The organism is Agromyces indicus (assembly GCF_031432295.1).
Classification (GTDB): Bacteria; Actinomycetota; Actinomycetes; order Actinomycetales; family Microbacteriaceae; genus Agromyces; species Agromyces indicus.
In genome coordinates this window covers 313,925-333,736 of sequence record NZ_JAVKGS010000002.1, presented here as the reverse complement: position 1 = coordinate 333,736, position 19,812 = coordinate 313,925, and the positions used below count along the sequence as shown (strand labels likewise).

Annotated in this window: 16 protein-coding genes and 2 tRNA genes; 4 read left to right on the top strand and 14 right to left on the bottom strand. The window is 73.3% G+C overall.

From position 1 onward, the window contains the following. Positions 1 to 42: 42 nt before the first annotated feature. The 7 genes from RH861_RS07860 to RH861_RS07830 all read right to left on the bottom strand — a co-directional run bounded on the left by RH861_RS07860 (position 43) and on the right by RH861_RS07830 (position 7,087). Positions 43 to 756 (bottom strand): FHA domain-containing protein, encoded by a 714-nt coding sequence (locus tag RH861_RS07860; protein WP_310520548.1) that lies wholly within the window; start codon positions 754 to 756, stop codon positions 43 to 45. After that, complete coding sequence (locus RH861_RS07855) at positions 753 to 2,498, bottom strand: serine/threonine-protein kinase (protein WP_310520547.1); 1,746 nt, start codon at positions 2,496 to 2,498, stop codon at positions 753 to 755. Before RH861_RS07855 ends, RH861_RS07860 begins: the two co-directional genes overlap by 4 nt. Continuing rightward, positions 2,498 to 3,694 (bottom strand): FHA domain-containing protein, encoded by a 1,197-nt coding sequence (locus RH861_RS07850; protein WP_310520546.1) that lies wholly within the window; start codon positions 3,692 to 3,694, stop codon positions 2,498 to 2,500. The genes RH861_RS07855 and RH861_RS07850 overlap by 1 nt, the downstream gene beginning before the upstream one ends. Beyond that, positions 3,675 to 4,478, bottom strand: coding sequence for a PP2C family protein-serine/threonine phosphatase (locus RH861_RS07845; RefSeq protein ID WP_310520545.1), 804 nt, complete (start codon positions 4,476 to 4,478; stop codon positions 3,675 to 3,677). The genes RH861_RS07850 and RH861_RS07845 overlap by 20 nt, the downstream gene beginning before the upstream one ends. 201 nt (positions 4,479 to 4,679) lie before the next feature. Further along, the gene (locus RH861_RS07840; protein ID WP_310520544.1) at positions 4,680 to 5,738 is read right to left on the bottom strand and encodes a TerC family protein; all 1,059 of its coding nucleotides are present in this window, start codon (positions 5,736 to 5,738) and stop codon (positions 4,680 to 4,682) included. Positions 5,739 to 6,030: 292 nt separating this feature from the next. Continuing rightward, a tRNA-Glu gene (locus tag RH861_RS07835) sits at positions 6,031 to 6,106 on the bottom strand. 75 nt (positions 6,107 to 6,181) lie between these two features. After that, positions 6,182 to 7,087, bottom strand: coding sequence for a diacylglycerol/lipid kinase family protein (locus RH861_RS07830; RefSeq protein ID WP_310520543.1), 906 nt, complete (start codon positions 7,085 to 7,087; stop codon positions 6,182 to 6,184). Between the two features lie 60 nt (positions 7,088 to 7,147). On the opposite strand from RH861_RS07830, the gene RH861_RS07825 reads away from it, so the two are divergent. Together RH861_RS07825 and RH861_RS07820 are read left to right on the top strand one after the other, a co-directional pair. Continuing rightward, positions 7,148 to 7,792 (top strand): MBL fold metallo-hydrolase, encoded by a 645-nt coding sequence (locus RH861_RS07825; RefSeq protein ID WP_310520542.1) that lies wholly within the window; start codon positions 7,148 to 7,150, stop codon positions 7,790 to 7,792. Between the two features lie 307 nt (positions 7,793 to 8,099). Next, positions 8,100 to 9,824 (top strand): hypothetical protein, encoded by a 1,725-nt coding sequence (locus RH861_RS07820; protein WP_310520541.1) that lies wholly within the window; start codon positions 8,100 to 8,102, stop codon positions 9,822 to 9,824. Between the two features lie 40 nt (positions 9,825 to 9,864). Here RH861_RS07820 and RH861_RS07815 read toward each other — a convergent pair whose 3' ends face one another. The 4 genes from RH861_RS07815 to RH861_RS07800 form a co-directional block, all read right to left on the bottom strand. Further along, on the bottom strand, positions 9,865 to 12,291 hold the full coding sequence (locus tag RH861_RS07815; RefSeq protein WP_310520540.1) for a transglycosylase domain-containing protein: 2,427 nt from the start codon (positions 12,289 to 12,291) through the stop codon (positions 9,865 to 9,867). Positions 12,292 to 12,491: 200 nt separating this feature from the next. Beyond that, positions 12,492 to 12,563, bottom strand: a tRNA-Gln gene (locus RH861_RS07810). Between the two features lie 88 nt (positions 12,564 to 12,651). After that, complete coding sequence (gltX, locus tag RH861_RS07805; protein ID WP_310520539.1) at positions 12,652 to 14,166, bottom strand: glutamate--tRNA ligase; 1,515 nt, start codon at positions 14,164 to 14,166, stop codon at positions 12,652 to 12,654. Then, on the bottom strand, positions 14,159 to 15,184 hold the full coding sequence (locus tag RH861_RS07800) for a LysR family transcriptional regulator (protein WP_425549095.1): 1,026 nt from the start codon (positions 15,182 to 15,184) through the stop codon (positions 14,159 to 14,161). Before RH861_RS07800 ends, gltX begins: the two co-directional genes overlap by 8 nt. 89 nt (positions 15,185 to 15,273) lie before the next feature. On the opposite strand from RH861_RS07800, the gene RH861_RS07795 reads away from it, so the two are divergent. Beyond that, the gene (locus tag RH861_RS07795) at positions 15,274 to 16,344 is read left to right on the top strand and encodes an aminotransferase class V-fold PLP-dependent enzyme (protein WP_310520537.1); all 1,071 of its coding nucleotides are present in this window, start codon (positions 15,274 to 15,276) and stop codon (positions 16,342 to 16,344) included. A 4-nt stretch (positions 16,345 to 16,348) separates the two neighbouring features. Here RH861_RS07795 and RH861_RS07790 read toward each other — a convergent pair whose 3' ends face one another. From RH861_RS07790 to RH861_RS07780, 3 genes are all read right to left on the bottom strand, one after another. Further along, positions 16,349 to 17,119, bottom strand: coding sequence for a fumarylacetoacetate hydrolase family protein (locus tag RH861_RS07790; protein ID WP_310520536.1), 771 nt, complete (start codon positions 17,117 to 17,119; stop codon positions 16,349 to 16,351). A gap of 71 nt (positions 17,120 to 17,190) precedes the next feature. Then, positions 17,191 to 18,309 carry a branched-chain amino acid aminotransferase gene (locus tag RH861_RS07785; protein ID WP_310520535.1) on the bottom strand — a complete coding sequence of 373 codons (1,119 nt, stop codon included), beginning with the start codon at positions 18,307 to 18,309 and terminating at the stop codon, positions 17,191 to 17,193. Positions 18,310 to 18,330: 21 nt separating this feature from the next. Continuing rightward, positions 18,331 to 19,401: a 3-isopropylmalate dehydrogenase gene (locus tag RH861_RS07780; RefSeq protein WP_310520534.1), complete on the bottom strand. Its 1,071-nt coding sequence runs from the start codon at positions 19,399 to 19,401 to the stop codon at positions 18,331 to 18,333. Positions 19,402 to 19,539: 138 nt separating this feature from the next. On the opposite strand from RH861_RS07780, the gene RH861_RS07775 reads away from it, so the two are divergent. After that, positions 19,540 to 19,803 carry a DUF6458 family protein gene (locus RH861_RS07775; protein ID WP_067946624.1) on the top strand — a complete coding sequence of 88 codons (264 nt, stop codon included), beginning with the start codon at positions 19,540 to 19,542 and terminating at the stop codon, positions 19,801 to 19,803. Positions 19,804 to 19,812: the final 9 nt, after the last annotated feature.

Here is a 19,812-nt window from a genome sequence, read left to right as displayed (position 1 = left end):
CGCCGAGCCGAGCGTCGTCGCGACGGCGGATTCGCGGCATCGTCAGGACGACGGTTCCGGACGCTCCTCGGCCGCGCGGTCGAGCAGCGGCAGGTCGTCGGCGCTCACGAGCCTCGTCGCCACGGCGTACTCGACGAGGCGCGCGCGGCGGTTCGTCGCGAGGCGGCCGCGACCGCCGCGCAGCCCGTCGACGCCGATCTTGTCGAGCTTCTCGCACACGTTGTCGAGCTTGCGGTTGAACGTCGTCATGCTCCAGCCCAGGCGCGCCGCCGCCTCGGCCGAGCTCGGCACCGTCGCCCGCCCGGCGGAGGGCTGCGCGAGCACATGCTCGGCGAGCGCGACCACGAGCAGCCGCTGGCTCGTCGTGAGGGTCACGGGAAGGATGGTCGTCCCGCCGTCGACGGGGCGGGCGGTGAGCGACGTGTTGTAGAAGTCCTCCTCGGCGTGCACCGCGAAGTCGTACGTCGTGGCGCCCGCACTGAACATCACGTGCACGGTCTGGAAGACGAGCGGCAGCTTCGCGCCGGGCGCGACCCACGCCTGCACGCTGCCCGTGGCATCCGACACCGTCGCCGACAGCAGCTGTCCGACGTTCGACAGCCACCACAGGCCGAACTCGCTCGAGAGGGTCAGGAAGGTGCGGTGCAGGTAGGGGTTGTCGTCGATGGTGAGGTCGGACTCCCGGCCGATGCCGAACGTCCGGCCGGGCTCGACGGTGTACCACTCGCCGCAGTACTCGACGCGGAGCGGCCTCATGCCGTGCATCCCGTCACGGGCTCGGAGGTCTTGCTGCCCCGCTGCACCTGGACCTCGATGCACACGGGGCGGCCGTCGGCCACGCCGTCGACGACGATCTCCGGGCCGTCGGCGATCGCCGTGCCGCCCGTGCCGTCGACGTTGCGCCACCGGTAGCGGTCGCCCTCCTCGGCGCCGTCGTGGCGCACGCCGAAGACCACGCGGCCGTCGCCGGCCGGCTCCCCCGGGTCGACCTCGGGCGTGGGCACGGTCGCAGCCACGACGGCGTCCTCCCCCGTGCCGGGGCCGGCGTCGACGCCTTCGGCGGGGCTCCCCAGCGAGCCGCCGAGCGCGATGGCTGCGCCGACGGCGACGAGGACGACGACGGATGCCGCGGCGCCGATGGTGGCGGCGACGACGCGCCGCCGCCGGACGCCCGGCGGGGCCGGCTCGACGTCGGCCGCGACGGCGTCGGGACCACCCTGCTCGGCCGCCTCGAGGCGGGTGCGGCCCGCGGACTCGGGGCGGCGTGCGGCCGGCGACGCGCCGCGGAGGACCGTGCCGTCGTCGACGAGGTCGGAGGGCACGGCGGGCCCCGGCGCCTGGGCGCGTACTTCGCGCACCCCGCGAGCGCGCGTGGCGTCGTCGCTGCTCCCGCCGGTCGCGGGCACGGGCCGCGGGGCGTCGGCCGACCAGGGCCCGGCCGGCGCCGCGGGCGCGTCGGCCTGCACGACGCGGACCGAGCGTGCTCGCGTCGCCGCCTCGGCGTCCGGATCCGGCGCGACCGCGCTCGCGACCTCCGTCGCCTCGGCGTCGGACGGCGCGGCCGCCGGAATCGCGGGCACCTCGATCCCCGTCACCGAGTACCCCAGCTCGAGCTCGATGCGCTGCAGCGCGCGGCCGAACTCGACGGCGCTCTGGTAGCGGTCCTCGCGTCGCGGGGCCATGCCGGTGGCGAGGACGGCCTGCAGGGTCGGCGGCACGTCGTCGCGGTCGATGGGCGTGACCCGGCCGCGTTCGATCCGGCCGATGAGGTCGAGCGGGCCGTTCGACCGCCCCGGGACCTCGAACGGGGTGCGCCCGGCGAGCAGGGTGTGCACGGTCGCGGCGAGCGCGAACACGTCGCTCCGGGTGTCGGGGCGCGGGTCGTCCTCGAACAGCTCCGGCGGGGACCACGGCACGCTCATGCCGACCGCGGCGCGATCGGACCCCGTGCTGGAGCCCGTCGCCGCGGGGTCGACGGTGAACGACATGGTGTGGACGGGCAGGTCGCCCTCGAGGTCGGAGGAGATCCCGAAGTCGCTGAGCGCCGGCCAGCCGTAGTCGTTGGTGAGCACGTTGGCGGGCTTGATGTCGCGGTGCAGGATCCCGGCGGCATGGGCGGTCGCGACGGCGCCCGACAGGCGGATGCCGGTGCGGAGCGCGTCCTCGACGGTGAGCGGCTGCCGCTTGTAGCGCTCCGACAGGCTGGGGCCCGAGCAGTACTCCATGACGAAGTACGGCCGGCCGTCGGCCGAGACGTCGGCGTGGAAGATCGTCACGATGAACGGGTGCGCCGAAAGTCGCGCCATCAGGTTCGCCTCGGCGACGAACTGCGCGCGCGTGCCCTGGTCGATGTCGTCGGCGAGCAGCACCTTGACCGCGACCTTCCGGCGCGGGAGCCTCTGCTCGTAGAGGAACACGTCGGCGAACCCGCCGGAACCGAGCAGCCCGAGCGGCGTGTAGCCGGGCAGGTCCGGGGGCGAGGAGGGCGTGCGGCGCATCAGCGCACCACCACCTGGATCGACCAGCCGCCGCCCAGGTCGATCACGGTCTCCGGCAGCACGGGCGTGGGCTCGGACGGCCGCAACCGCATGGGCGGCTGTCCCGGAGCGACGACGTGCGTGCCGTTGCGCGACTCGAGGTCGGTCACGACCGCCGTGCCGCCCTCGACCGCGACCCGGAGGTGCGTGCGGGAGATGTCCGGGTCGCCCGCGCCGACCACCACGGGGCGCGGCACGCGCGAACCGGTGACCCGCCCGATCGCGGGAGCGCGGCCGAGGAGGAGTTCGCCCGTGATCGGCTCGAACGACCCGTCGGGCATGCGCAGCGCGAGCCGGTCGTCGGCTCGACCGGATCGCGGCGGCGTCGCGGCGGCGGCGGCGCGTTCGGCGTCGCGCGCCTCCCTGAGCTGCCGGATGTCGGCGGCCGCGACGGTGAGCCCGTCGTGGTCGCCGAGCGCGGGAGTGTCGGTGAGACCGGGCGGCGGCACGATCGTCGTGTCTCCGGAGGACACGTCGATGCGGGGGCGCTCGGTTCGCGAGAACCCCACGACGGTGTCCTCGTCGGGCACCATGGTCCGCTCGTCGGGGACCTCGGCGGCGCCGTGGGACGCTGTCGGCACCGGCTCGATCCGGACCGTCGGAGGGGGCGCGGCGGGCCCCGACGCCGCAGGCTCCGGTGACGGAGGCTCCGACGCATCGGACTCCGGTGACGCAGGCTCCGACGCGGCGGGCTCCGGCGAGGCGGCCTCCGGCGCCGCGACCCGGGCGTCGGCGCCGGGCCAGTCGACGGCGGATGCCGCCACGACGCCCTCGACGATCGGAAGCACGGGCCCCGCGGCATCCGCCGAAACCCCGGCGACCGTCACGCGGACGTCGGGCGCGCCGTCGAACGCGCGCTCGCTCCACGTGGACACGCCCGCGCCGGAGACCGTGTCGGCTCCGATCTCGACGGTCAGGGGGCCGCGCGCGACGACGCGCACCGACCCGCGTTCGCGGACCACGAGCGCGAAGCCCGGAGCCGACGTCACCCCGCCGGCGGTGAGGCGATCGAGTACGACGGCCGCGGCATCCGCTGCACCGAGCGCCGGCCACAGCCCGACGAGATCGTCGGCACGGCCGGCCGGAAGTACGAGCAGCGCGTCGGCCCGCAGCGCGGCCAGCCAGCCGCCGCTCGGGTCACGCCGGTAGTCCGCCACCCTGATCCCCCACTCCCCTGGGCCACGTCTGCTCCGCCGCGCGCGGGAGCGCGTCATCGCGGTCCCGCGTCGCCTCGTCGTCATCGGCCGCGTCGCCGCCCAGGTCGGACTCGACGACCACCGCCGTCACGTTGTCGCGCGCACCCGCCGCGAGCGCCGCCTCGACGAGCTCGCCCGCGAGCCCGGCGGCGTGCGCCGATCCGCCGGTGAGGATCTCCGCGATCGCCTCGTCGCCGACCTCCTTCGAGAGGCCGTCGGAGCAGAGCAGGAACACCTGCCGCCCCGCCGCGGGGATGAGCCAGACGTCGGGCTCGACCACGTCGTCGGCGCCGACGGCGCGGGTGATCACGTTGCGATCGGGGTGCCGTTCGGCGTCGTCGGCGTGCAGCAGGCCGGCGTCGACCATCTCCTGCACGGCGGAGTGGTCGACCGTGACCTGCTCGAGGCGGCGGCCGTCCCACAGGTACACGCGGGAGTCGCCCACGTTGAAGACCATCCAGTGCACGCCGCGGCCGTCGCCCGCGTCGACCAACGCGATGCCCGCGACGGTCGTGCCGGCGACCGCCGTGCCCTCGTCGCCCTCGGTCGAGAGCGACCGGACGACCTCGTTCGAGCTGTGGATCGCATCGAGCACCTGCTCGGGCCGCGACGGGGCGCCGGTGTCGAGGTGGCGGCGGAAGGTGTCGACCACCGCCCGGCTCGCGGCATCCCCCCGCGCGTGCCCGCCCATGCCGTCGGCGACGACGTACACGGGCGCGTGGGCGAGTAGGGCGTCCTCGTTCACCGACCTGACGCGGCCGACGTGCGTTCGTGCACTGTGTGCGATGCGCGCGGATCCGCTCGGGATCTCGACGACACCGCTGCCATCAGACGTCACTGGCTGGGTCCTCTCTGCGGGGTAGGGGCGGCGCGGAGGCGCGGGTGGCTCAACGGTAGCAAGCCCTCGGCGACCGTCGTGCGCGGCGACCGCCGATCGAGGTGGGGGTCAGCGCTCGACGCGGGACTCGTCGCGCTCGGCCCGGTCGCCCTCCTCGGTGAAGTGCGGGATCTCCTCGCCGAGGGTGTGGCCACGGCGGCGCGCGTCGAGGTTCGCCTTCGCGACGCTCGCCACGGTGGCGACGACCATCGCGGCCACGATCACGCCGAGCGAGGCCCACGTCGAGATCTCCGGCGCCCACTCGATGTGCTCGCCGCCGTTGATGAAGGGGAGCTCGTTCTCGTGCATGGCGTGGAGGACCAGCTTCACGCCGATGAACCCGAGGATGAACGCGATCCCGTACTTGAGGTACTCGAGGCGCTCGAGGAGCCCGCCGAGGAGGAAGTAGAGCTGGCGGAGGCCCATCAGGGCGAACACGTTGGCCGTGAACACGATGAACGGGCTCTGCGTGATGCCGAAGATCGCCGGGATCGAGTCGAGGGCGAAGATGAGGTCGGTCGTGCCGATCGCCACGAACACGATGAGCATCGGCGTGAAGAACCGACGGCCGTCGATCGTGGTGCGCAGCTTGATGCCGTCGTAGTCGTTCGTGATCGCGAGCCGGCGACGCAGCATGCGGATGAGGAACGTGTCGCCGCCCTCCTCCTCGTGGTCGCCGAACGCCTGGTTGTACGCGGTCCAGAGCAGGAACGCGCCGAAGATGTAGAACACCCAGCTGAAGTTCTCGATGAGCTGGGCCCCGAGCAGGATGAAGATGCCGCGCAGGATCAGCGCCAGGATGATGCCGACCATGAGCACCTCCTGCTGGTACTTCCGGGGCACCGCGAACCTGGCCATGATGATGACGAACACGAACAGGTTGTCGATCGACAGGCTGTACTCGGTGAGCCAGCCCGCGAGGAACTGCGCACCGTGCTCGGCGTCGCCGATGACGAACATGAGCCCGGCGAAGACCAGGGCGAGCACGATGTAGAACACGACCCAGAGGGTCGACTCCCGGAACGAGGGCACGTGCGGCCGCTTGATCACGAGCAGCAGGTCGGCGACCAGGATCAGCGTCAGCACGACGAGCGAGCCGACTTCGAACCAGACGGGCAATGCGGTCACGTGACGCCTTTCGGGAGGTGTGCGATCGGGTACGACGGAGATCCGAAAGTCTCTCCCGGCAGCACTTGCGTGCGCCGCCACGCCCGGAGCGGCGTCGACGGCGCTCGTATTGACGATCGTGGCCCGAGGCGCGAAGCCCCGGCGGGATACTCCCCTTCGCTCGGACGAGTCTAGCGGGCGTCGGGCGAGCCCGCGCCGGGACCGTCCGAACCCGGTGCACCGGTGCCCACGAATGGCAGCATGCCGGGAAACGACGAACGCCCCCGCATGCTGCGAGGGCGTTCGACGGTCGTGGTGACCCCAGCGGGATTTGAACCCGCGCTACCGCCGTGAGAGGGCGGCGTCCTAGGCCGCTAAACGATGGGGCCTCGTTGACGACTTCAAGAGTATGGCACACGTCTCCGGCGCATTCCAAATCGAGCGGATGGCACCGGCCGGCGCCCTCAGACGAACACGGCGAGCGCCCCGGGAACGGCCTCCACCTCCACCGGGAGCGACCCCAACCGCTCGCCGTCGGCGTAGGCGACGATGCCCTCGCCCTCGATGCGCACGCGGCGCGCGGGCGCGAACTCGACGGCGGGGTGGGTGACGTGCTCCCCCGCGAACACGCGCGGGAACACGCTGAGGAGGCCGACCCGCGACAGCGGATGCACGATGAACACGTCGAGCAGGCCGTCCGAGAGATCCGCGTGCGGGACGATGCGCATGCCGCCGCCGAGCGACGGGGTGTTCGCCACCGACACCAGCATGGCCGACTGCTCGCGCGGCGAGCCGTCGAGCGTCAGCCGGTACCGCAGCGGGCGGAACGTGGCGAGCTCGCGCAGGAGCGCGAGCGTGTAGCGGCTCGGACCTCGCGGCCGCGTCATCCGGTTGGCTCGCTCGTTGACGACCGCATCGAAACCCGCCGACAGCACGCACGCGAACCAGGTGCTGAGCTCGCCGTGGCGGGCGAGGCCCAGGTCGACCGCCTGGGGCGGGCGGGCCAGGGCCTCGACGAGGGCCTCGACGGCCGCCTCGGGGTCGTCATGGGGTAGCCCGAGGGCCCGGGCCAGGTCGTTCCCGGTGCCGGCCGCGATGACGCCGAGCGGGACGCCGGTCCGCGCGACGATGTTGACGCCGAGCGACACCATGCCGTCGCCGCCAACGACGACGAGGCCGTCGGTTCCCTGCTCGAACGCCGATTGGGTCTCACGTCGCAGCAGCTCGAAGTTCGCCTCCCGCAGCAGCGTCACCTCGTACCCGGCATCGGCGAGGCGTCGCGCGGCGGCCGGGCCGACCGCGCGGTTGCGCCCGAACGAGGCGGACGGATTCACTGCGAGCAGCAGTCGCCGGGGGGAACGGTGACTCATGGTGCGATTGTGGCAGCCCGACCGGTTGCACGACGTGCGCACACGGTGTTGGCTCGAACTATGCGCGTCACGAAGCTGGAACACGCCGCCCTCGTCGTCGAGCACTCCGGCGACCGCCTGTTCGTCGACCCGGGCAAGTTCACGACGCCGATCACCGAGGCGTCCGGCGCGCGCGCCGTGGTGATCACCCACCTGCACGACGACCACTGGACGCCGGAGCAGCTCGGCCGCATCCGCGACCGCAGCCCCGACGTGCGCCTGCTCGGCCCGGAGGGCGTGGTCCGGGCCGCCGGCGAGGCGGGCATCGAGGTCGAGCGCGTCGAGCCCGGCGACGAGGTCGAGGTGGGGCCGTTCCGGCTGCGGTTCTTCGGCGGGCGCCACGCTGTGATCCACGACTCGATCCCGGTGATCGACAACGTCGGGGTGCTCGTGAACGACGCCCTCTACTACGCCGGCGACTCGTTCGCGATTCCCGAGGGCGTCGACGTCGACGTGCTCGCCGCCCCCGCCGGGGCGCCGTGGATGAAGATCGCCGAGTCCATGGACTACGTGATGGCCGTGAAGCCGCGTCGTGCGTTCCCCACGCACGAGATGGTGCTCTCGCGAGCGGGCAAGTCGCTGTCCAATTCGCGCCTCCAGTGGGCGACCGAACAGGGCGGCGGCGAGTACCTCGCGCTCGAACCGGGCGACTCGTTCGATCTCTGAACGGCCGACGGATGCCGCGGCCCGGCGTCGTCCCGGGGCTGTGGTGGAGCGACAACGGGAGCCCCCGCGCCGCCGCCTCGCGTTGGAGGGAAGCTCCCGACTTCGGCGCTCTCCGTTGACGGAACCGCAGTCCGCCTGACAGATTCGGGCCACTTTCGACGCGACGTCGCGCCGGAGTCGCGACGATGCGACCCCTCGGCCGGTGCTCGCTCGGAACCACCGGCGCCCCCGCACCTCCCGCGCGCCGGGTGTCCTGCACCGCACCCGAACCTCGGCGCGTCGTCGCGCCCGGAACACAGGAGCCTCAATGACGAGAACCGACCCTGCCGTGCACCGCCATGGGATCGGCGTGCGAATCGCCGCCGTCGCCGTGACCGTGGCGCTCATCGCGCTCGCGGCGTTCTTCCTGCTCACGACGAACACCATCTCCGCGGGCGCGGCACGCCTGTCCGACGGCGCGGGACTCGCCGGGGAGGGCTCGGCGGAACTCGCCGCCGGCGCCGAGCGGATCGCCGACGGATCCGGCGAACTTCGTGACGGAGCGGCCGCCGCCGCCGACGGCGCCGACCGGGTCTCCGCGGGCGCGACCTCAGCCGCGGCCGGTGCCGAGCGCCTCGAGACGGGCGCGGCGAAGGCCGCCGCCGGAGCCGCCGAGCTCTCCTCCGGCGCCGCCCGGGCCGCGGACGGATCGAGCCGGCTGTCGGACGGCGCCGAGCGGATCGCCGGGGGTACCGGCGCGCTCGCGGACGGCATCGGACGGGCGACCGCCGGAGCGGCCGCCGTCGCCGACGGCGCCGGCCGGACCGCGGCGGGTGCGACGGACGTCGCGGGCGGCGCGGCGACGCTCGCCGGCGGCGCCGCCGCCACGGCGGACGGCGCCGCCAGGCTGAGCCAGGCTGCGTCGATCGCGGCCACCGGGGCCGCCGAGCTGGCCGCTGGCGCCGCGGGGGTCGCGGCCGGGGCATCCGGGGTCGGACAGGGGGCCGAGGATCTGGCGGCCGGTCTCGCGGCCGCCGATCGCGGGGCGGGCGCCCTCGTGACGGGCACGACCGGGCTGGCCGCCGGTGCCGCCGACGTGAGCGCGGGCGCCGCGGACGTCTCGGGCGGGAGCGCCCACCTCGCGGCGAAGCTCGAGGAGTTCCGGGCGGCGCTCGTCGCCGGCGGCGCGAGCCCGGAACTCGCCGCGCAGGCCACGGCCCTGCGCGATGCGGCGGCCGCCCTCGCCGATGGCGCGGCCCGCACGGCGGCCGGCGCGGCCGGCGTGTCCGACGGTGCCGAGGCGACCCGCGCGGGCATGGCGAACCTCGCGGGCGGCATCAGCTCGGCCGCGAGCGGATCCCGCTCCCTCGCCGACGGCGCAGCGGCACTCGCCCAGGGGGCCGCCGCCGTATCCGCCGGGTCCGCACGCCTCGCCGACGGCACGACGCAGCTCGCCGGCGGCGCCGGACAGGTCGCCACCGCCAACGCCCGCCTCGCCGAGGGCACGGATCGGGTCGCCCAGGGCGCGGCGCAGGTCTCCGGCGGCGCCGCGAAGGTCAGCGCGGGTGCGGTCGCCGTCAGCAACGGGACGACCTCCCTCGACGCCGGCGTCGCCGCCCTCGTATCGGGCACGCAGGAGCTGGCCGCGAAGTCGGACGAGCTCGCAGCGGGCGCCCAGCGCGTCTCGACCGGAGCGGGCGACCTCGCCGCCGGCACCGGCACCCTCTCGCAGGGCGCCATGGACCTCGCCGCCGGGCTGGACGAGCTCGCCACCGGAGCGGGCGACCTCTCGGTCGGGACGCAGACCCTCGCCGACGGCAGCATCGTGCTCGCCTCGGGCGCCGGGGACCTCGCCGGCGGGGCCGCGGAGCTCAGCGACGGCAGCACCCGCCTCGCGACCGGGTCAGCCCAGCTCGCGGCCGGGACCGCCGGCGTCGCGCCCGGCGCGCTGCTTCCCTGGCTGGTGGTCTTCGGGGCGCTCGCGCTCGCCGCGGTGGCCGCCTGGGCGGTTCACCGCGTCCGCCACAGCCGCCTCCCCGGAGCCGCGGTCTGAGGACGGGGTCGCGGGACGGGTTCCCGGCGGTCGGCGAAGGTCAGCCGCCGGGACCGGTGTCGAACGGCCACCCGGAGCCGCGATCGAACGGCCAGCCGGGGGTCGGGGGCGGCTGCGGGGACGGCTCGGGCGCCGGCGCCGGTTCCGGCTCGGGCGTCGGCGGGGGTGCGGGTGCCGGTGCGGGCGGCGCCGGTGCCGGCTCGGGTGCCGGCTCCGGCCGCGGCACCGCGTTCGCATTCGCGTCCTGCCCGGACCCGTCGCCGCCCGGCGTCGCGGGCGGCTCGACGCCCGGGATGTCCACGCGCGGCACCACCGGACCCATGCCCGCCTGCGTGAACGGGTCGCCGCCGTACTTGGCCGCGGCCACCGACATCACCTCGGGCCACATCCGGTGACGCGCCGTCGCCGCCTGTCCGGTCGCGAAGGAGATCCCCCGCTGGTTCGCGTCGCCGTTGACGCTCACCACGGCCGCGGCGGTGGCCACCTTGGAGCTCGCGCCGACCATCCAGGTGTCCTTCGCGCCATCGGTCGTGCCGGTCTTGCCGATGAGCGGCACGGACGGCTGCGTGGCGTTGTTCGACGCCTGGGCCGTACCGCTCGTCATCACGGCGCCCATCGCGGTGTGCATCGCCGCCGCGACCTCCGGGACGACCGACTGCGTGCACTGCGACTTCGGGGGCGTGACATCCTGGCCGTCTCGCCCGATGATGCGGTCGATCGCGATGGGCGAGCAGGTCACGCCGTTGTTCGCGATGCCGGCGAAGGCCACGGCCATGCTGAGCGGTGCGACCTCGTTGGTGCCGATGACCGACGCGGGGCCCTGGTCGAGCACGTTGCCGTCGGCCCGGTGCACGCCGAACGCCTCGGCGCGCTCGCGGATGCCGCAGAGGTCGAGCTGCTTGGCCATGCCGATGAAGCCCGTGTTGATCGACGCGATCGTCGACTCCATGGCGCTGTACGCGGCGCCGGACTCGTTGGCGTCGTTCCGGGGGTTCCAGTCGCCGGCGAAGTGCGGGCCGAGGCAGGAGTCCTGGAACGTGCCCCAATTGCTCTTCGGTCGCGAGTCGACGCGCTCGCCCAGTCCGCGACCCGAGCTCAGCCACTCGGCGAGGGTGAACACCTTGTACGACGATCCCGGCTGGAAGCCGCGCGATCCGCCGTAGGCGAAGTCGGTGTTGTAGTTGATGCTCGTGTACTGCGGTCCCTTCGCGAGCACCGCCGGGTCCTGGCTGTACGTACGGTTCTGCACCATCGCGAGCACCCGCCCGGTGCCCACCTCGACCGACGAGATGACGCCGCCCACGTCCCAGCCCGGGAACGTGGCCGGCACGTGGGTCGTGACCGCCTGGGACGCCGCGAGCTGCAGGTCCAGGTCGAGCGTCGTGTGGACCTCGTACCCGCCCCGGCGGAAGTTGAGCATCCGCTCGGCCTCGTCCTCGCCGAAGATCGGGTCGTTCTGGAGGATGTTCTTCACGTAGTCGCAGAAGTAGGCGCTCGCGCCCGCCGTCTGGCATCCGGTGCTGGGTTCGGTGATGACCGGCTCGACGGGCGTGGCGACGGCCTCGTCGTACTGCTCCTGCGTGATCTTCTCCTCGGCCAGCATCGCGCGCAGGATGTAGTCGCGCCGCGCGGTGTTGGCGGCGTACCCGTTCTCGGCCCCGTTGGCCGGATCGTCGGGTCGGTCGAGCCGGAACTTGCCGGGGTTGTTGACGATCGCGATGAGCGACGCGGCCTGCGCGAGGGTCACGTTCGCCGCGGTGGTGTTGTAGTAGTAGCTCGACGCGGCCTCGATGCCGTACACGGTTCCGCCGAAGCCGGCGATGTTCAGGTAGCCGAGCAGGATCTCGCTCTTGGTGTAGCGCTTCTCGACGCCGATCGCGAGGCGCATCTCCTTGAGCTTGCGGTCGATGGTCGTCTCGGTGACGGCGTCGTAGCAGCCGTCCCGCTCCTCCTGGTCGGCCGCGAGCCGCTCGCACTCCTGGACGCGGACGTTCTTGACGTACTGCTGCGCGATCGAGGAGCCGCCCTGCGTGTCGCGCCCGGTCGCGGTCGTCGCGGCAGCGCGGATGGTGCCCTGGAGGTCGACGCCGTTGTGGTCGTAGAACCGCGGATCCTCACCGGCGATCGCGGCGTCCTTCACGTACTGGCTGACCTGGTCCCATCCCACCTCCACGCGGTTCTGGTCGTAGAAGGACGCGAGGAGGACGCGGTCGCCGTTGGCGCGCTTCGCGTAGATGTTGCTCTTCTCGCTGAGCTCCCCGATCTCGAGGTAGCTCGGGAGGTTCTCGAACATCGAGATGGTGCTCGACGCGGCCACGCCGGCGGCGGCGAGCGCCGGCGTCACCGCGACCGTCACGAGCATCGCGGCGGCGGCGCTGCCGGCGACGAGGCCGGCCAGGCCCCCCACGACGCCGAGAGGCGTGCGCGTCTCGGCGAAGTCGCGATTCCGCAGGTTGCGATGCACCACCGACGAACCCCCCGATCTCCCGGTGGACCGACTCGGATGCTCCGGTGTTCGGTCCCGGGCCGAGCGGCCTGGGTCAATGGAACCTCAGCGGGTTCGCGATGTAAAGGGCTGTCGCCACGGCGTTGGCATCCCGTGACCTGCGGAGCGACCGCCGGAGCCGCACATGCGAAAAGACCCGCGATCTCTCGCGGGTCTCACTGCTGGGGTACCTGGACTCGAACCAAGAACAACTGAACCAGAATCAGCCGTGTTGCCAATTACACCATACCCCAAGGCCGGTGAACCGAGGTTCCCGGGCCGACATGTAACTCTAGCCTAGGGGGGCGATCCTCGCCAAAACGGCGGGACCGCCCGGGCGCGTCAGCCGATGAGCGCCGCGAGGCGGTCGACCCGTTCGATCGACTCGACGCGACCGAGGATCTGCATCGACTCGAACAGCGGCGGCGAGACGCGCCGGCCGGAGACCGCGACGCGGACCGGTCCGAACGCGACCCGCGGCTTCAGGCCGAGCCCGTCGACGAGCGCGTCGCGCAGCGCCTCCTCGATCTCGGCGTGGGTCCACGACTCCCCCGGGATGCGCTCGAGCGCCTCGCGCGCGGCGGCGAGCACGGCCGGGGCGTCGGCCGGCAGCGACCCGACCGCCGACTCGTCGTACTCGAGCTCCGCGGCATCCGTGAAGAGGAACCCGAGCATCGCGGGCGCCTCGCCCAGCAGGCCGATGCGCTCCTGCACGAGCGGGGCGGCCTCGGCGAGGATCGCCTCGTGCGCCGGCCCGATGGGCGTCTCGACGACGCCCGCCGCCTGGAGGTACGGCACCGTGCGCGCGGCGAAGTCGGCGACGTCGAGTTGCCGCAGGTGGTCGCCGTTGATCGCCTCGGCCTTCTTGAGGTCGAAGCGCGCGGGGTTGGGGTTCACGTCGGCCACGTCGAACCGCTCGACCAGCTCGTCGCGGCTGAACACGTCGCGGTCGGCCGAGAACCCCCAGCCGAGGAGCGCCAGGTAGTTCACGAGACCCTCGGGGATGAAGCCCCGGTCGCGGTGGTGGAAGAGGTTCGACTCGGGGTCGCGCTTGGAGAGCTTCTTGTTGCCCTCGCCCATGACGTAGGGCAGGTGGCCGAAGCGGGGCACGAAGCTCGTCACGCCGATGCCGATGAGGGCGTGGTAGAGCGCGATCTGGCGCGGCGTCGAGCTCAGCAGGTCCTCGCCGCGCAGCACGTGCGTGATGCCCATGAGCGCGTCGTCGACCGGGTTCACGAGCGTGTACAGCGGGGCGCCGTTCGGCCGCACCACGACGAAGTCGGTGGTGGACCCGGCCGCGAAGTCGATGCGGCCGCGCACGAGGTCGTCGAAGCCGAGGTCGACGTCGGGCACGCGCAGGCGCAGGGCCGGCTCGCGGCCCTCGGCGCGGAAGGCGGCGCGCTGCTCGTCGGTGAGGTCGCGGTCGAAGTTGTCGTACCCGAGCTGCTTGGGTCGCCCGGCGGCCTCGTTGCGCGCGTCGATCTCGTCGGCGGTCGAGTAGCTCTCGTAGACGTGGCCCGCGGCCTTCAGTCGCTCGATGACGTCGGCGTAGATGCCGCCGCGCTGCGACTGCCGGTACGGCCCGTGGGGGCCGCCGACGTCGATGCCCTCGTCCCACCCGAGGCCGAGCCAGGTGAGCGCGTCGATGATCTGCGCGTAGCTCTCCTCACTGTCGCGGGCCGCGTCGGTGTCCTCGATGCGGAAGACGAAGGTGCCCCCGGTGTGGCGGGCGTACGCCCAGTTGAACAGGGCCGTGCGCACGAGGCCGACGTGCGGGGTTCCGGTGGGCGACGGGCAGAACCGCACGCGGATGTCGGTGCCGGTCGCGGTCGTGGTGGGGTGGGTCGTGTCAGGCATCGCCCTCAATGTTACGGGCCCGGGATCCCTCGTCCCGTCGCGCGACGAGGCCCGCCAGGAGCTCCGCCGCGACGGCCACGGCCGGCACGCCGAGCCCGCCTCGCGCGGTCACGAGGTGCAGGGTCCGCCGGTCGGCGTTGGCGGTGCGACGCACGGCGACGCCGGCCCGGGTCCCCGCCGACTGGACGGCGAGTCCCGGCAGCACGGCGACCCCGAGCCCGGAGGCCACCATCTCCTCGACGGCGACGAAGTTGTCGGTCTCGACGGCGATGCGCGGCGCGAACCCGGCGGCGTCGCAGAGCTCCAGCAGGTGTCCGCGGCAGCGGGGGCAGCCGGCGATCCAGGGCTCGCTCGCGAGGCCGGCGAGGTCGACGACCTCGTGCTCGGCGAGCGGATGCCGCGCCGGGAGCACGACGTGCATGGCATCGCCGCCGATCGTCGCCACCTCGAGCCCGCGCGCGCTCGCTCGGTGCGGGTCGCTGCGGTCGCCGGGGTAGCTGAAGGTGAGCGCGAGGTCGGCGCGGTCCTCGCGCACGGCGGCGACCGCCTCGGGAGGCTCCGCCTCGACGAAGCTGACGCGCACGCCCGGATGGCGCTCCGCCATCCCGGCCATGAATGCGGGCACGAGGGTCGGCGAGGCCGAGGGGAACGCGGTCAGCCGGACGCGACCGGAGCGCAGCCCGCGCAGGTCGGCGAGTTCGCCGCGCGCAGCCTCGAGCGCGGTGGCGACCGCCGCGCCGTGCCGGGCGAGCACGCGCCCGGCCGGGGTGAGGCGGATGCCGCGTCCCGTCCGCTCGACGAGCGGGGTGCCCGCGCGTGCCTCCGCGCGACGCACCTGCTGGCTGAGCGCGGGCTGGCTGAACCCGAGCGCGGAGGCGGCGGCCGTGATGGAGCCGTGGTCGGCGATGGCCCTGAGGACGAGCAGGCTCGTGGCGTCCACCGTGCTCGGCAGGCCGGAGGGGCCGGGGTCGTCGCCGGGTGCGGTAGGCGACCCGGGCGGGGCATCGGGCTCGGGCATCGCGTCCATGACCGAACATAAGCACGTCTTATGCATCGGATGCAACACCGGCTCTCGACGTATCGCTCGCACCGGACGAGGCTGAGGCTATGGCGCTCTCCACCGACCTCGCACCGACCCCGAGCACCCTCGGCCTCCCCGATCCGCGATTCGCCGCCGGACGTGGCTACCTCGCCGCCTGCACGCTCGGCATCCCGGCGACGGCGACGGCGGCGGCGCTCTCGCGGGACCTCGAACGCTGGCGCGCCGGCGAGGCCTCGGCCACGGAGTACAGCGCGATCGTCGAACGCGCCCGCGGCCACGCCGCGACGCTGCTCGGCACCGCCGCCGACCGCGTGGCCGTCGGTTCCCAGGTATCGGCGTTCGTCGCCCTCGCCGCGGCATCCGCCCCGGCCGGCGCTCGCATCGCCTGCGTCGACGGCGACTTCAGCTCGGTCGTCGCGCCGTTCCTCGCCCGCGGCGACCTCGACGTGCGCCCGGTGCCGCTCGATCGCCTCGCCGACGCGATCACGCCGTCGACGTGGCTCGTCGCGTTCTCGCTCGTGCAGTCCGCGACCGGGGAGATCGCCGACGCGGCATCCGTCATCGCCGCCGCACGGGCCGCCGGCGCGCTCGTGCTGGTCGACACCACGCAGGCCACGGGGTGGATGCCGACCGCCGGCCTCGACGCCGACCTGGTCGTCTGCCACGCGTACAAGTGGCTCTCGGCGCCGCGCGGGGCCGCGTTCATGGCCGTGAGCGATCGCGCGCTCGACGAGCTCGTGCCGATCACCGCCGGCTGGTACTCCGGCGAGGATCCGTGGTCGTCGTGCTACGGCCCGGACCTGCACCTCGCCGCGGGCGCTCGCCGGTTCGACGTCTCGCCGGCATGGCACGCGTGGGCGGGGGCCGAAGCCGCGCTGGAGCTCGCCGCCGGGCTCGACCTCGAGGCCGTCCGCCGGTACGACGTGTCCCTCGCCGACGCGTTCCGCGAGCGCCTCGGCCTGCCTCCGTCGGCGAGCGCGATCGTGAGCTGGCCGGACGCGGAGGGCCGTGACCTCGCCTCGCTGACCGCCGCCGGGCTCACCGCGTCCGGGCGTGCCGGCCGGGCGCGCGTCGCGTTCCACCTCTGGAACGATGCCGAGGACGTCGACCTGGCCGCACGAGCCCTCGGCCGCTGAACGATCAGGCCGAGCGCACGGGGTTCGCGAGCGAGCCGAGCCCCGAGATGCTCACCTCGACGGTGTCGCCCGTCGTGATCGGCCCGACGCCCGCCGGGGTGCCGGTGAGGATCACGTCGCCCGGCAGCAGCGTGAACACGTTCGAGGCGTAGGCGATGATCGCCGAAATCGAGTGCACCATGTCGGCGAGGCGCGCCTCCTGTCGGCGTTCGCCGTTGACGCTCGTCTCGATGGTGCCGCGCTCGAGGTCGAGGTCGGTGTCGATCACCGGCCCGAGCGGGCAGAACGTGTCGAAGCCCTTGGCTCGCGTCCACTGGCCGTCACTGCGCTGCAGGTCGCGGGCCGTGACGTCGTTCGCGATCGTGTAGCCGAAGACGACGGATGCCGCGTCGGCCTCGCTCACGCGACGCGCGATCCGTCCGATCACGACCGCCAGCTCGCCCTCGAACTCGACCTGCGAGCTCTCCGGCGGCAGCACGATCGAGTCGCCCGGGCCGATCACCGCGGTGTTCGGCTTCAGGAAGAGCAGCGGTTCGGCGGGTGCCTCGCCACCCATCTCGGCAGCGTGGTCGTGGTAGTTCTTGCCCACCGCGACGACCTTCGACCGCGGGATGACCGGTGCGAGCAGCTTCGCCTCGGCGAGCGGCACGCGCTCCCCCGTCGGGTCGTACCCGGCGAACATCGGGTCGGCCTTCAGCACGACGAGTTCGTGCTCCTCCTCGTCGACGATGCCGAACGAGATGGACTCACCGTGGGAGAAGCGCGCGACCTTCATGCGCCCAGCCTATTCGGCGCCGCCGCGCGGACGGCGCCGACGGGGCGGGGACCCGATCGGGCCCGCGCCCGTCACGCGTCGAGCCGGAGCATCCAGCCGTGGCGGTCCTCGACGCGCCCGTACTGGATGCCGGTCAGCTCGTCGCGCAGCGACATGGCGAGCTCGGACGCCTCGGGTCCGTTGTGGACGATCTCGAAGTCCTCGGCGAGCAGGCGCCCGATGGGCGTGATGACCGCGGCGGTGCCGCACGCGAAGGCGCCGACGATCTCGCCGGACGCCGCACCCTCGCGCCACTCGTCGATGGTCACGCGACGGCTCTCGACCGCGTGGCCGCGGTCGCGCGCGAGCTGCAGCACCGAGTCGCGCGTGATGCCCTCGAGGATCGAGTCCGACTCGGGGGTGACGAGCCGGCCGTCGCGGTACACGAGGACGACGTTCATGCCGCCGAGCTCCTCGAGGTACGTGCCCTCGTCGAGGAACAGCACCTGCTGGCAGCCGTGCTCGGCCGCCTCGGCCTGGGGCAGGAGGCTCGACGCGTAGTTGCCGCCGGTCTTCGCCGCGCCGGTGCCGCCCTTGCCGGCCCGCGCGTACTTGGTCGACAGCCAGATCGACACGGGCTTCACGCCGCCGTGGAAGTACGCGCCCGCGGGGCTCGCGATGAGGTAGTACGCGACCTTCTTCGCGGGGCGCACGCCGAGGAACGCCTCCTTCGCGAACATGAAGGGCCGCAGGTAGAGGCTCGTCTCGGGGGCGGACGGCACCCACGCGGCATCCAGCGCGATGAGCTGCGTGAGCGAGTCGATGAAGTACTCGGTGGGCAGCTCGGGCAGGGCGAGCCGGCGCGCCGAGCGCTGCATGCGCGCGGCGTTCTCGTAGGGACGGAACGACCACACCGAGCCGTCGGCGTGGCGGTACGCCTTGAGTCCCTCGAAGATCTCCTGCGCGTAGTGCAGCACGGCGGCGGAGGGGTCGAGCTGGATCGGACCGTACGGCGAGACGCGGGGCCGGTGCCATCCGCCCTTCTCGGACCAGCACAGGTCGACCATGTGGTCGGTGAAGTGGTTGCCGAAGCCGGGGTCGGCGAGGATCGCCTCGCGCTCGGCGTCGGACTTCGCGTCCTCGTTGCGCGTGACCTGCCAGGTCAGGCCGGCCGGGGACGGCGTCTGGAGGGTGAGGTTCGTCGTGGTCACGGTGGTCTCCTTCGAAGCGGGTCAGTGGGCGCCGACGGTGGCGCCGAGGCGGGCGGCGATGGCGTCGCCGATCTCGGTGGTCGAGCGGTTCGCGTCGCCGCGCTCGGCGACGTCGGCGGCGACCGCGTCGCGCACCCGGTCGGCGGCCGCCCCGTGGCCGAGGTGGTCGAGGAGCAGCGCGACCGAGAGGATCGCGGCGGTGGGATCGGCGATGCCCTTCCCGGCGATGTCCGGAGCCGAACCGTGCACGGGCTCGAACATGCTGGGGAACCGGCCGTCGGGGTTGATGTTGCCCGAGGCCGCGAGTCCGATGCCGCCGCTGATCGCGCCGGCCAGATCGGTGAGGATGTCGCCGAAGAGGTTGTCCGTGACGATGACGTCGAATCTAGCAGGGTCGGTGACCAGGAAGATCGTCGCGGCGTCGACGTGCAGGTAGTCCACCGCGACGTCCGGGTACTCGGCGGCGACGGCGTCGACGGTCCGCTTCCAGAGCGAGCCCGCGAAGACCAGCACGTTCGTCTTGTGCACGAGCGTGAGCCGCTTCCGGGGGCGAGCGGATGCCGCGGCGAAGGCATACCGCACGACGCGCTCGACGCCGTACGCGGTGTTCACCGAGACCTCGTTCGCGACCTCCGCCGGCGTGCCCACGCGGATGGCGCCGCCGTTGCCGACGTAGGGGCCCTCGGTGCCCTCGCGGACCACGACGAAGTCGACGTCGCCGGGGCTCGCGAGCGGGCTCGCGACGCCGGGGTGCAGGACGGAGGGACGGAGGTTGACGTAGTGGTCGAGCTCGAACCGCAGCTTCAGCAGCAGGCCGCGCTCGATGTTCGCGCCGGCCAGGCGCGGGTCGCCGGGCACGCCGCCGACCGCGCCGAGCAGGATCGCGTCGTGCGCCTTGATCGCCTCGAGGTCGTCGTCGGTCAGCACGTCACCGGTCTCGAGGTACCGACCCGCACCGAGCGAGAACCCGGTGCGCTCGAAGGCCAGGCCGGCGTCGGCGGCGACCGCGTCGAGGACCTTGAGCGCCTCACCGACCACCTCGGGGCCGATGCCGTCGCCCGGGATCACCGCGAGCCTGACCGTCGTTACCATGAAGCCTCCTTCGTCCGCCAGCCCTCCAAGAGTACTGTCCGCCGACGTGGCCGCTCACTACACTCGGCCTCAGGGAGCGGTACACCCCACCCCCGCATGTGCGGCGCTCGCCGCCGCCCGAGTGAAAGGCACTACCAGATGAGTCTCGGTCTCGGAATCGTCCTCTTCGCCATCGGCGCGGTGTTCGCGTTCGCGCTCAACGTCTCCGTGGAGTGGATCAACCTGCAGATGGTCGGCTACATCCTGATGATCGCCGGCGCGGTGGTCATCATCCTCGGCATCGTCCTCCTCGCCCGTCGTCGCAGCTCCGTCTCGACGTCGCGCACGATGGTCGACCCTGCCACCGGCGAGCGCGTCACGCGCGCCGAGTCGTCGCGTCCCGACGACGGCACCACGCTCTGACGGTCATCG